Annotated in this window: 11 protein-coding genes and 1 pseudogene; 7 read left to right on the top strand and 5 right to left on the bottom strand. The window is 70.7% G+C overall.

The window, feature by feature from the left end; all coding sequences use genetic code 11:
- The first annotated feature begins 42 nt into the window (after positions 1 to 42).
- The 3 genes from MQH10_RS04675 (at position 43) to MQH10_RS04665 (ending at position 2,422) form a co-directional block, all read left to right on the top strand.
- Positions 43 to 339 (top strand): UrcA family protein, encoded by a 297-nt coding sequence (locus MQH10_RS04675; RefSeq protein ID WP_242562905.1) that lies wholly within the window; start codon positions 43 to 45, stop codon positions 337 to 339.
- 176 nt (positions 340 to 515) lie between these two features.
- Entirely contained in the window at positions 516 to 2,024 is a 1,509-nt protein-coding gene (locus tag MQH10_RS04670) for an alpha/beta hydrolase (protein WP_242562904.1), read from the top strand.
- The gene (locus tag MQH10_RS04665; RefSeq protein WP_242562972.1) at positions 1,925 to 2,422 is read left to right on the top strand and encodes an alpha/beta hydrolase family protein; all 498 of its coding nucleotides are present in this window, start codon (positions 1,925 to 1,927) and stop codon (positions 2,420 to 2,422) included. Before MQH10_RS04670 ends, MQH10_RS04665 begins: the two co-directional genes overlap by 100 nt.
- A 257-nt stretch (positions 2,423 to 2,679) precedes the next feature.
- Here MQH10_RS04665 and MQH10_RS04660 read toward each other — a convergent pair whose 3' ends face one another.
- From MQH10_RS04660 to pdxH, 5 genes and pseudogenes are all read right to left on the bottom strand, one after another.
- Positions 2,680 to 3,642 carry an NAD(P)/FAD-dependent oxidoreductase gene (locus MQH10_RS04660; protein ID WP_242562903.1) on the bottom strand — a complete coding sequence of 321 codons (963 nt, stop codon included), beginning with the start codon at positions 3,640 to 3,642 and terminating at the stop codon, positions 2,680 to 2,682.
- Between the two features lie 401 nt (positions 3,643 to 4,043).
- Positions 4,044 to 4,184 (bottom strand): annotated as a pseudogene (locus tag MQH10_RS04655) (hypothetical protein); the annotation flags it as partial.
- Positions 4,185 to 4,671: 487 nt separating this feature from the next.
- Positions 4,672 to 5,199: a thioredoxin family protein gene (locus MQH10_RS04650; RefSeq protein ID WP_242562902.1), complete on the bottom strand. Its 528-nt coding sequence runs from the start codon at positions 5,197 to 5,199 to the stop codon at positions 4,672 to 4,674.
- 55 nt (positions 5,200 to 5,254) lie between these two features.
- A complete protein-coding gene (locus MQH10_RS04645; RefSeq protein ID WP_242562901.1) occupies positions 5,255 to 6,802 on the bottom strand; it encodes a bifunctional aminoglycoside phosphotransferase/ATP-binding protein in 1,548 nt (515 codons plus the stop codon).
- On the bottom strand, positions 6,799 to 7,461 hold the full coding sequence (gene pdxH / locus MQH10_RS04640) for a pyridoxamine 5'-phosphate oxidase (RefSeq protein ID WP_242562900.1): 663 nt from the start codon (positions 7,459 to 7,461) through the stop codon (positions 6,799 to 6,801). Before pdxH ends, MQH10_RS04645 begins: the two co-directional genes overlap by 4 nt.
- A 181-nt stretch (positions 7,462 to 7,642) precedes the next feature.
- Between pdxH and MQH10_RS04635 the strand changes: the two genes are divergently transcribed.
- The 4 genes from MQH10_RS04635 to MQH10_RS04620 all read left to right on the top strand — a co-directional run bounded on the left by MQH10_RS04635 (position 7,643) and on the right by MQH10_RS04620 (position 11,734).
- Entirely contained in the window at positions 7,643 to 7,978 is a 336-nt protein-coding gene (locus MQH10_RS04635) for a hypothetical protein (protein ID WP_242562899.1), read from the top strand.
- 150 nt (positions 7,979 to 8,128) lie between these two features.
- Complete coding sequence (locus tag MQH10_RS04630; protein ID WP_242562898.1) at positions 8,129 to 9,745, top strand: NAD(P)/FAD-dependent oxidoreductase; 1,617 nt, start codon at positions 8,129 to 8,131, stop codon at positions 9,743 to 9,745.
- A 113-nt stretch (positions 9,746 to 9,858) separates the two neighbouring features.
- Positions 9,859 to 11,448 carry a sensor histidine kinase gene (locus tag MQH10_RS04625; RefSeq protein ID WP_242562897.1) on the top strand — a complete coding sequence of 530 codons (1,590 nt, stop codon included), beginning with the start codon at positions 9,859 to 9,861 and terminating at the stop codon, positions 11,446 to 11,448.
- A complete protein-coding gene (locus MQH10_RS04620; RefSeq protein ID WP_242562896.1) occupies positions 11,435 to 11,734 on the top strand; it encodes a response regulator in 300 nt (99 codons plus the stop codon). The genes MQH10_RS04625 and MQH10_RS04620 overlap by 14 nt, the downstream gene beginning before the upstream one ends.
- The last annotated feature ends 2 nt before the right edge of the window (positions 11,735 to 11,736 follow it).

Raw genomic sequence — 11,736 nt, 5'->3', positions numbered from 1 at the left:
ACAGAAACGGCCACACAAAATTCAGCTCAGAGGGACCACACCATGTTCAAGACCACTTCCATCGCCGCCGCCGCCTCGCTCGCCCTGGCCACCCTGCCCGCCCTGGCCATCGCCACCGGCGCCCACGCCGCCCCCGCCGCCGTCAAGGTCGCCGACCTGAACCTCAACACGGCGGCCGGCCAGAAGGCCTTCGCCCAGCGGGTCGACAAGGTCGCCGTGCAGATGTGCCGCGAAGTCCGCGCCGGCCGCTTCACCGACGACAGCTGCGTCAACGCGGTGCGCGCCGAAGCCCAGGCCAAGGCCGCCGCCATCACGCCCTCCCAGATGGCTGCCCGCTAAATCCGAGATCGGCCCGACCGCCCCTGCCCCCGCGGTCGCGCAGATAGGGTCGCCTCCCACGGCCCGGACCAGAAGCCCGCCGCAGCCCCGGCGGGCTTCTTCATGTCTGGCGCGACCCCGGTGTGACATCGGACGAATTCCGCTAGTGAGTCGGTCAAAGTCTCTGGGGGGATCGCATGTCGGGTCTGTTCACCGCCGCCCTGGCCGCCGCGGCCGTCGCCGCCGCGCCGCACGGGGTGCATCAGTATGACGGCCTGGCCCTGGCGCCGGCCGGCGACCGGATCGCCGCCGTCGAGGCCTTCGAACTCGCCGACGTGCTGGAGAAACCCCACACCCACCTGGTGATCCGCGGCGCCGACGGGTCGGTCCTCGGCGACCTCGACCCCTGCCTGGCCTGCGACTATTCGGGACCGGCCTGGTCGCCGGACGGCAAGGCGCTGGCCTTCGTGGCCTCGAACCGCAAGGCCGGCCAGGCCGCCCTGCTGGTGCTGGGGACCAGCGGCCTCAAGGTCGCGGCCAATTTCAAGGGCCTGCTGGCCACGCCCCGCTGGTCGCCGGACGGGACGACCCTGGCGGTGCTGGCCACGGCCGACGCCCACAAGGAAAGCGGCGCCACCCAGGCCGGCGCGGCGCGGGTGGGCGACATCGACGCCAAGCCGGACGAGCGGCGCATCGCCGTCCTGCCCGCCGCCGGCGGCGAGGTGCGCATGGTCTCGCCCGACGACACCTTCGTCTACGAATATGACTGGACCCCCGACGGCAAGGGCTTCGTCGCCACCGCCGCCCAGGGCGACGGCGACAACAACTGGTGGATCGCCAAACTCGACGCCATAGACTTGGCCACCGGGGCCTTGCGCGAGATCGCCGCGCCCAAGACCCAGATCAACGCCCCCCGCGTCTCGCCCGACGGCAAGACCGTGGCCTTCATCGGCGGGCTGATGAGCGACTTCGGGCCGGTCGGCGGCGACCTCTACACCGCCCCCTTCGACGGGGGCGCGCCGGTCAATCGCACCCCGGGTTTCAAGGGCAGCTTCGCCTCGCTGTCCTGGACCCGGGCGGGCCTCAAGGGCGTGGCCCTGGTCGGCGAGGCCAGCACCCTCTTCGCGATCGACGCCAAGTCCTGGCGCCTCGCGCCCGTCTGGGGCCGCCCGGCCAGCTTCGCGGCCGGCGACGGCCGGGTCTCGATCAGCGCCGACGGCCGCCGCGCCGCCGCCGTCGTCCAGGACTTCGCCGCCGCTCCGCGCATCGAGGCCGGTCCGATCACCGCCCTGACGCCCGTCACCCACGACAATGACGCGCTCACCGCCGCCGGCCTCGCCCGCTCGGTGGCCTGGAAGAACGAAGGCTTCGACGTCCAGGGCTGGCTGCTGGCGCCGCTCGGCGTCCAGCCCGGCAAGACCTATCCCATGGTGGTGCAGATCCACGGCGGCCCGGCCGCGGCCGCCCAGCCGACCTTCCTGTGGAAGGGCCCGACCTATGAGCTGCTGGCCCACGGCTATTACGTGTTCATGCCCAATCCGCGCGCTCCCACGGCCAGGGCCAGGCCTTCAGCCGCGCCAATGTCCAGGACTTCGGCGGCGGCGACCTGCGCGACATCCTGGCCGGCGTGGATGCGGTGGAGAAGATCGCCCCGGTCGATGACAAGCGCCTGGGGGTCTATGGCCACTCCTACGGCGGCTACATGACCATGTGGACCGTGACCCATTCCAAGCGGTTCAAGGCCGCCGTCGCCGGGGCCGGCATCGCCAACTGGATCAGCTATTACGGCCAGAACGGCATCGACCAGTGGATGGTCCCCTATTTCGGCGGCACGGCCTATGACAACCCGGCCGTCTATGACCGGCTGTCGCCGATCCGCGCCATCCGTGACGCCGCCACGCCGACCTTCATGTATGTCGGCGAGCGCGACGTGGAGTGTCCGCCGGCCCAGTCCCTGGAATTCTGGCACGGCCTCAAGGCCATGGGCGTGCCCACCTCGCTGGTGATCTATGAGGGCGAAGGCCACGGCATCCGCACCCCCGCCCACAACCACGACCTCGACGCCCGCGTCATCAACTGGTTCGACCGCTATCTCGGCGGCTGACCCCCACCCCGCTCATCCCCGCGAAGGCGGGGACCCAAGCCGAGCTTCCGCGCACTCAGTTGCTCCCCCTCTGGGGGAGCTGGCGCGAAGCGCCAGAGGGGGACTTTGACTCCCTCAGCTGAGCCTCAAACCCGCAAGCAAGACCATCAAGGTCCCCCTCAGCCACCCCTTCGGGTGGCAGCTCCCCCAAGGGGGGAGCAACTTGGCCGAGCCGACCTGAGTCAAAAGGCGACCTCCCCCATCGCCGGAGAAGGAGCTCACGCCGCGCTATCCGCCAGATAGGCATGCAGCGCCGCGACCACCTGGGCGCCTTCGCCCACCGCGGCGGCGACCCGCTTCACCGAGCCTGAGCGCACGTCGCCGATGGCGAACACCCCGTCGCGGCTGGTCTCCAGGGGACGCCGGCCCTCCCCCAGCTGGTCGCCGGTCAGGACGAAGCCCTTATTGTCCAGCCCGACCGGACAGCCCTCCATCCAGGCGGTGTTGGGCTCGGCGCCGATGAACAGGAACATGTGGCGGATCGGCCGGGTGGTCTCGGCGCCGGACTTGCGATGGCGCCAGGTCACGGTTCGCAGCGCCCCCTCCTCGCCGGCCAGCGCCGTGACCTCGCTCTCGGCGACCAGTTCGACATTGGCCAGGCCCTTGATCCGGTCGATCAGGTACTTGGACATGGTGGCCTCCAGCCCCGGCCCGCGCACCAGCAGCCAGACCTTGGCCGCCTGGCCGGCCAGGAACACCGTCGCCTGGCCCGCCGAATTACCCCCGCCGATCAGCACCACCTCTTCGCCGGCGCACAGCTTCCGCTCCAGCGGCGAGGCCCAATAGTGGATCGAGGCGCCCTCGAAGGCGTCCACCCCGGCCACATCGAGGCGCCGGTAGCGGGCGCCCGTGGCGATCACCACCGCCCGCGCCGCGGCCGAGTCGCCATAGCTGAGTTTCAGCCGGAACCGGCCATGGGCCGGGTCGGCGGCGCCGTCCACCGTCACCACCGCATCGGGGATCGCCAGGTCGGCGCCGAACTTCTGGGCCTGGTTATAGGCCCGCGCCATCAGGGCCATGCCCGAGACCCCGGTCGGAAAGCCCAGATAGTTCTCGATCCGCGCCGAGGCGCCGGCCTGGCCGCCGAACGCCCGAGCGTCGAGCACCAGCACCGACAGCCCCTCAGACGCCGCATAGACCGCCGTCGCCAAGCCGGCCGGCCCGGCGCCCACCACGGCCACGTCATAGACCTTGTCCGGATCGATCGCCCGATCAGCCCCATGCAGCGGGCGAGCGCCTGTTCCGACGGATTGCGCAGCATCTCGCCGCCCGGACACAGCACCAGGGGCAGCTCGTCCGCCGTCACCTGGAAGCGCTCGATCAGGGCGCGGCCGCCCTCGTCGGCGACGGAGTCCAGGAACTGGTTGGGGTGGCCGTTGCGGTTGAGGAAGCTGATCAGCCGCAGCACGTCGGCCTGGCCCGCCGGCCCGATGATCACCGGCCCCACCCCGGTCTCGATCAGGCTGACCCGGCGCAGGATCAGCGCCCGCATGATCCGCTCGCCCAGCTCCGCCTCGGCGATCAACAGGGCGCGCAGGCGGTCCGGCGCGATCAGCAGGGCCCGGCCCTCGGTCGCCGCGCGGCCGGTGACCAGGGCGGGCTTGCCCGACAGCTGGGCCAGTTCGGCCATGAACTGCCCCGGCCCCTGGCGGATCACCAGGGCCTCCTCGCCCAGGGGATCGCCGCGCACGATCTCCACCTCCCCGGCCAGCAGCACATACATGCCCGGCCCCGGCTCACCGGCCTGGAACAGCAGCTCGCCGGCCTTGAAGGGACGGACCTCGCCGAACCGCCGGATCCGGTCGACATCCTCCGGCCCGAGCTGCGGGAACATCTGGTCGGAGCGGGTGTCGATCGTGGCCATGCCGCAACGCTAGGGCGTGGCGAGAGCCGGGCCAAGGGCCGTCAGCGGATCGGCGGCCAAGTCCCGCCGCATCGTCGCGTTCGCAGGCACATCCCAATATCCCGCTCATCCCCGCGAAGGCGGGGACCCAAGCCGAGTCACAAGGCGGCAAGAGCCAGGGGGTAATTTAATGAATTAATACAAATAGTTGATATGACTCACCGCCCACCCAAACCCCCTCGTCCATGTTGACGTCAAACGCACAAGGTCGATTCAGGTCGGCGGATTCAGGACCTCGGGGTTAGACTGCCCCCAGGTCCTTCTCATCCTGAGCTCAACAGACGCAGGCGCCTTCCCGCGCAGGGCGCTACTTGGCGTACTGCGCCAGGTAGTCGGCCAGGCTCTGCGGGGTCATGTGGCGGGCGTCGGCCAGGTGCGAGACATTGCCGGCGTTGAGCAGCTTGTCGGTCTTGGGGTCGACCAGCAGCAGGCTGGGCACGCCCTCGAGGCGCTCGGTGATGCCGTAATGGGCCGGGACCTGCAGGTTCTTGTTGAAGCGGCCCACATCGACGATGACCTCGACATAGTGCTTGTCGACGAAGGCCTTCATCTCCGGCAGGTCCAGCGTGCCGGCCAGGACGCGGCAGTCGCCGCACCAGTTGCCGCCCAGGTCGATCAGCAGCAGCTTGCCGGACTTCTTGGCCTTCGCCTTGGCTTTGGCCACGGCGGCGTCGGTGGCTTCGGCCGAGGCCGCCTCGTCATAGGGGAAGGGCAGCGGCGTCTTCAGCTGGGCGTAGTCGGTGATGCTAACCTTGGGGGCGGGCACGCCGGCATGGGCGGCGGCGCCGAAGGTCAGGGCGGCCAGGGCGGCGATCAGGGCCGGGCGCAGGGTCATGCGGAGAACTCCGGAAGTCGGAAAGGGTCGCCCTGTTGCTAGGCGGAACCAATTCCTAGTGAAACCCAGGAATTCGGGCGGCGGTATCGGCTTTTCTAATGGCGGCCAGCCAGGCGCCGGCCGTCTCGGCCACCGGCCGGGTGGCGTCGATCCGGGTCCAGGCGATCTCGCCGACGTCGCGTTCCAGCTGCATGTTCAGGGTGGCGACCGTGGCGTCAGACGCGTCGCCGGTGCGGTGCGCGATGCGGCTGGCCAGCACCTCGACCGGCGCCTCCAGCCAGACGGCGTGGAACGGAACGCCTGTCTCGGCGGCCAGCGCCTCGGCGCGGGCGCGCAGGTCCGGCTGGATGAAGGTGGCGTCCAGCACCACCGCCCGGCCCGCCGCCAGCAGGGCCCGCGCATCGGCCATCACCGTGTCATAGACCTCGGCGTAAAAGCCCGGCGAATAGACGCTGGCCGGCAGGCTGGCGGTCGGCGCGACCTTCAGGAGCCGCTTGCGGATCTCGTCGGTGCGCAGGACCAGCGCGCCTGGCGAGGCGCCGAGGGCCGGCGCGATGGCGCGGGCGAAGCTGGTCTTGCCGCTGCCCGACAGCCCGCCCGTCGCCGCCAGGACCGGAGGCTCGGGCTGCAGGTGCGCGGCGGCGGCGGCCAGATAGGCGCGGGCCTCGGCGTCCTTGCCGGAATTGCCGCAGACATGGGCGCGGACCACGGCCCGCACCGAGAGCAGCAGGGGCAGCAGCGCCATGCCGGCCCGCAACTCTTCGCCCCAGACCCGCGCGGCCTCGTCGAAATAGGCCGCCAGGATATGGGCCGCGGCCCCGCGCTTGCCGCGGAAATCCAGGTCCATCAGCAGGAAGGCGATGTCGTAGAGGACGTCGATCTCCGACAGGGCGTCATTGAACTCGATGCAGTCGAACAGCACCGGCTGGCCGGCCTCGAGCACGATATTGCCCAGGTGCAGGTCGCCATGGCAGTGGCGCGAGAAGCCCGCCGCCCGCCGCGCCTCCAGCAGCGGGGCCAGCCGCTGGAACTCCCCCTCGGTCGCCAAGATGACCGCCTCGACCTCGGCCGGGCCCAGCCGGTCCGCCATGCCGCGCAGCAGGTGGGCGTTGGAATCGATGGTGTATTTCAGATTGGCCGCGCCCCCGCCCTCCGGACGGACCGGCGCCTCGGCATGGAAGCGGGCGATGCGACGGCCGAGCGCGTCGGCCAGGTCGGTGTCGACCCGTTCGGGGCAGGCCGACAGGACGAGGTTTTCGTCGAACCGGCGCATCTCCAGCGCATAGTCGACCGTGACCCCGAAGCCCTCGATCTCAAGCTGGCCGTCCGCGGCGCGGGTCACCCGGCGCACGCCGCGATAGATGTCGGCGGCGGTGGCCTGGTTGAAGGCCAACTCACGTTCGAGCGCCCAGCGGCGCTGGTCCAGGGTGGTGAAGTCGAGATAGCCGAGATCGACCCGGCGCTTGACCTTGAAGGCGGTCCCGCCGGCCAGATAGACCCGCGCGCAGGCGGTCTCGATCACCGGGGTCTCGGACCGCGCGGCGAACCAGGCGGCGACCTCGGCCTCCTCGGCGGCGTTATCCGGCGGCGCTCCTGCGCTCAAGGATAGAGCCGCTGGGTGGTCCAGCCCCCGTCGGCCCGGTCGAACACCAGGCGCTCGTGCAGGCGGAAGGCGCGGTCGCGCCAGAACTCGATATGCTGGGGCGCGACCCGCCAGCCGGACCAGTGCGGCGGCCGGGGCGGCTTGCCCAGGCCGAACTTCAGGCCGTACTCGGCGATGCGCTTCTCGAAGGCCAGGCGATCGGGCAGGGGCCGTGACTGCTCCGAGGCCCAGGCGCCCAGCTGGGCCGGCTTGGCCCGGGTCGCCCAATAGGCGTCGGCCTCGGCGTCGGTGACCGGCGTGACCGTCCCGCGCACCCGCACCTGGCGACGCAGGGATTTCCAGTGGAACAGCAGGGCGGCCTGGGGATTGGCGGCCAGCTGGCGGCCCTTGGCGCTGCCCAGGTTGGTGTAGAAGACGAAGCCGTCGGGGCCCGCGTCCTTCAGCAGCACCATGCGCACGTCGGGCAGGCCCGTCTCATCGACCGTGGCGAGCGCCATGGCGTTGGCGTCGTTGAGTTCCTTGGCCACGGCGTCCGCCAACCATTCGGCGAACAGGGCGAAGGGGTCCTCGCCGGTCAGGGCCGGCAGGTCGGCGTTGGCCACATGGCTCAGATAGTCCGCCTCGCTGGGGGAGGCGGGAATGGCGGGCTTGTCGGTCATGCCCCCGCCTATAGCGCGGCGGGGGCGCGGACGGCAGGGCGATATTTTCGCCAGCCATTTTGAGGCCCCAGTGTGGGCTTAGACGCCCTGGCTCGCCGGGCGGCCGGCCACTACTCCTAGTCCGGCGCCTGCGACCCTAGGTCCCGGCGAAAGCAGAGCTTAACAGGGATAACCACAACCCATGAACGTGGTGCGCAATGAAGACATGGCCGCGGCGCGGCTGGCCCGCCTGTCCCCCGATCTCGACGCCCGAATGGCCGAGATCGTGGACGCCCTGATGGCGCTCGCCGGCGCCGCCCACCGGGACGCGGTGATCGAGCTGATCGCCCGCCGCCGCACGGGCCAGGCCGCCTCCCCCGGGCTCAAGGCCGAGCTGATCGCGGCCTTCGAGGCTCATTGCCAGACCTTGAAGGCCCGCGGCCTAGTGCCTTTGGTGCATCGCCCCTTCGGCGACCGCTCCCTGCGCTGGGCCCTGACGCCCGAGGCCGACGACTTCCTGCGCCGGGCGGTCCGCTAGATGCTCCGCCCCATCGCCGCCCTGCCGCTCGCGCGCTTCGCGCTGACCCTGGTCGCCTCGAGCTTCGCGCTCGGCCTGCTGATCGGCCTGATGGTCGCCTCGCCGCGCTGAGCCTTCCCTTCCCCCGGCGAGCCGCTACATAGGCGCCCAATGCTGCGCCTGACCGAACTCAAGCTGCCCCTCGACCACGCGCCCCAGGATCTGGAGGCCGCGGTGCGCGAGCGGCTGGGCGTCGCGCCCGCGGATCTGCTCGGCTTCGAGATCGTCCGCCGCGCCCATGACGCCCGCCGCAAGGCCGCGATCCTGACGGTCTATTCGGTCGATGCGACGGTCCGCGACGAGGCCGAGGTGCTGAAGCGTCTGGCCGGCGACATCCGCGTCCAGCCCGCGCCGGACACCACCTATCGGCCCGTCGCCCACGCGCCGGCGGACCTGGCGCGCCGCCCCATCGTCATCGGCGCCGGCCCCTGCGGCCTGTTCGCGGGCCTGATCCTGGCCGAGATGGGCTTCAAGCCCATCATCCTCGACCGCGGCAAGGTGGTGCGCGAGCGGACCAAGGACACCTGGGGCCTGTGGCGACGCGGGGTGCTGAACCCGGAGTCCAACGTCCAGTTCGGCGAGGGCGGGGCCGGCACCTTCTCGGACGGCAAGCTCTACAGCCAGATCAAGGATCCCCGGCACCTGGGCCGCAAGGTGCTGACCGAGTTCGTCCTGGCCGGCGCCCCGCCGGAGATCCTGACTGAGGCCCATCCGCACATCGGCACCTTCCGGCTGGTGACCATGGTCGAGTCCATGCGGGCCAAGGTCGAGGCCCTGGGCGGCGAATACCGGTTCCAGAGCCGGGTCGAGGACCTGCTGGTCGACGTCGCCGCCGACGGGTCGCGGCGGGTGCGCGGGGTGGTGCTGCAGGACGGCTCGCAGATCGCGGCCGACCAGGTGGTGCTGGCGGTCGGCCACAGCGCCCGCGACACCTTCGCCCAGTTGCTGGACGCCGGCGTGTTCATGGAGGCCAAGCCCTTCTCCATCGGCTTCCGGATCGAGCATCCGCAGTCCTGGATCGATCGCGCCCGCTACGGGACCAACGCCGGACACCCCGACCTGGGCGCGGCCGCCTACAGCCTGTCGCACCACGCCGCCAACGGGCGCACCGCCTATAGTTTCTGCATGTGCCCGGGCGGGACCGTGGTGGCCGCGGCCTCCGAGCCCGGCCGCGTCGTCACCAACGGCATGAGCCAGTATTCCCGCAACGAGCGGAACGCCAACGCCGGCATCGTGGTCGGGATCACGCCGGAGAAGGACTATCCCGGCGGCCCCCTGGCCGGCGTCGCCCTGCAGCGGCACTGGGAGGAGCAGGCCTTCAAGGCCGGCGGCGGGACCTATGCCGCGCCGGGCCAGAGGGTTGGCGACTTCCTGGCGGGCCGGCCCTCGACCAGCCTGGGCGAGGTGGTCCCCTCCTATCGACCCGGCGTGACGCCCACAGATCTGTCGACCTGCCTGCCGGATTTCGCGATCGCCGCCATCCGCGAGGCCCTGCCGGTCTTCGCCCGCCAGATCCCCGGCTTCGACGCCGACGACGCGGTTCTGACCGGGGTCGAGACCCGCACCTCCTCGCCGGTGCGCATCACCCGCGGCAAGGATTTTCAGAGCCTCAACACCGCCGGCCTGTTCCCGGCCGGCGAGGGCGCGGGCTACGCCGGCGGCATCCTGTCGGCCGCGGTCGACGGCATCAAGGTGGCCGAGGCCGTGGCCCGGGCGATCACGGCCTGACCTCGTCGCGGCGCCCAAATTGGGCCATTTCCCGCCTAGAACTCTGAATGATTGGGCGATTTCTTAAGTGTAACTGAGGTCTATGATCGGTCAGACATAAAGGCGCGAGACCCTTGAACGGGCGATCCGAATTCCAGCCGGCGAGCGAGACCGTCCCGACCGAGGGATTGGACATCGCGCTTCTGCGGGCGGCCCAGCGCAACAACCTTCCCACCATGGTGGTGCAGATCGCCGCCTCGATCGGGGTGGTGGTCGCCGCCTATCACACCAATTCCACCTGGTATTCGACCTGGCTGGCCATCGTCCTGACCCTGGCCGTCGCACGCCTGGGCATTCATCGGAACCTCGGCCAGCTGCTGCGCCGCACCCCGTCCGCGCCGCCTGGGCAAATCCGCGCCTGGGGCAAGGCGCACAGCGCGGGTCTGGTGATCAGCGCCGGTCTTTGGGCCCTGCTCGCCTGGCTGCGTCTGCCGGCGGAGGATCTCGAGACCCGCTTCGTCATCATCATCATACTGTCGGCCCTGTCCGGCGGGGCGATCGGGGTTCTGGCCCCGCTGAAGATCACCGGCCGAGCCTATGTCAGCCTGCTGCTGCTGCCCGCCTGCGCGCGCATGCTGATGATGGGCGGGGCCATGACCCTGCTCGGCGTCCTGGGCGCCGTATTCTGGGGCGTGATGATGGTCGGCCACCGCAACAACCGCGCGATCCTGGTGCGCTCCATCGAGCTGGGACAGGAGAACCTGTCCCTGGTCGGCCAGCTGCGGGTCCACGCCGAGGAGGTGGAGGCGATCAATCTCAGCCTCGAGCAGAGGGTCGCGGAGCGGACCGCCGAACTTGAGGCCCTGGCGGTCCAGGCCCAGGCCGCCAACCGCGCCAAGTCCGAATTCCTGGCCACCATCAGCCACGAGATCCGCACCCCCCTGAACGGCGTGCTGGGCATGGCCCAGGTCATGGAGAACACCGGCCTCAATCCCGATCAGGCCGGGCACCTGGCCGTCATCCGGTCCTCCGCCCAGATGCTGCTCAGCGTCGTCAACGACGTGCTGGACATCTCCAAGATCGAGGCCGGCCAGATGACCCTGGCCCCAGCCGCGTTCCAGCTGGACCAGTTCGCCGACGGCCTGCGCCGGCTCTATTCGGCGCTCGCCAATGACCGCGGACTGGACTTCAGCCTGACCCTGCACGACCTCGCCCCGGGCCCGAGGCTGGGCGACGAGGTGCGCCTGCGGCAGATCCTCTCGAACCTGGTCTCCAATGCGCTGAAGTTCACGGAGGACGGCGGGGTCCGGGTGGTGATCCGCGCCGACGCCGAGCGGGCGACCTTCGCTGTCCATGACACCGGTATCGGCATCGCCCCGGCCGACCAGCCCCAGGTGTTCGAAAAATTCGTGCAGGCGGACGGGTCGAACACCCGTCGCGCGGGCGGCACGGGCCTGGGGCTCGCCATCTGCCGCGACCTGACCGCCCTGATGGGCGGCGAGGTGACGCTGGCCTCGGCGCCGGGCGTCGGGTCGACCTTCACGGTCAGCATTCCCCTGCCCGTCCTCACGGCGACATCAGCGGAGCCGACGCAGGCCCCCGCCCCGGCGCCGCCCCCGCGCGTCACGGGCCGCGCGTGCTGGTCGTCGACGACAACTCCACCAACCGCATGGTGCTGCAGGCCCTGCTGCAGCAGTTCGGCGTCGACGCGTGACGGCCAATGACGGCGAGGAAGCCGTCACCGCCTGGGCCGCGGCCGACTGGGACGCGATCCTGATGGACATCAATATGCCGGTCATGGACGGGCTGGACGCCACCAAGGCGATCCGCGCCTGCGAGACCGAGGGCGACCGTCCGCGCACCCCGATCATCGCCGTCACCGCCAGCGTCCTGTCCCATGAGACGGAGGCCTATCGCGCGGCCGGCATGGACGACGTCGTCGCCAAGCCTGTGGACGCCGAGACCCTGATGGACGCCCTGAACCGGCGCATTCACCCCCAGGCGGCCTAACT

This window comes from Phenylobacterium aquaticum, from assembly GCF_022695515.1.
In the GTDB taxonomy this organism is placed as follows: domain Bacteria; phylum Pseudomonadota; class Alphaproteobacteria; order Caulobacterales; family Caulobacteraceae; genus Phenylobacterium; species Phenylobacterium aquaticum.
Note: the sequence above shows the minus strand (reverse complement) of the source record. Positions and strands in the feature narration are given on the sequence as shown.

Excerpts from the sequence above, each read along its gene's own strand:
- MQH10_RS04675 (WP_242562905.1), top strand. The coding sequence starts at position 43 with ATGTTCAAGACCACTTCCATCGCCGCCGCCGCCTCGCTCGCCCTGGCC.
- MQH10_RS04670 (WP_242562904.1), top strand. The coding sequence starts at position 516 with ATGTCGGGTCTGTTCACCGCCGCCCTGGCCGCCGCGGCCGTCGCCGCC.
- MQH10_RS04650 (WP_242562902.1), bottom strand. The coding sequence starts at position 5,199 with ATGACCCTGCGCCCGGCCCTGATCGCCGCCCTGGCCGCCCTGACCTTC.
- pdxH (WP_242562900.1), bottom strand. The coding sequence starts at position 7,461 with ATGACCGACAAGCCCGCCATTCCCGCCTCCCCCAGCGAGGCGGACTAT.
- MQH10_RS04635 (WP_242562899.1), top strand. The coding sequence starts at position 7,643 with ATGAACGTGGTGCGCAATGAAGACATGGCCGCGGCGCGGCTGGCCCGC.
- MQH10_RS04630 (WP_242562898.1), top strand. The coding sequence starts at position 8,129 with ATGCTGCGCCTGACCGAACTCAAGCTGCCCCTCGACCACGCGCCCCAG.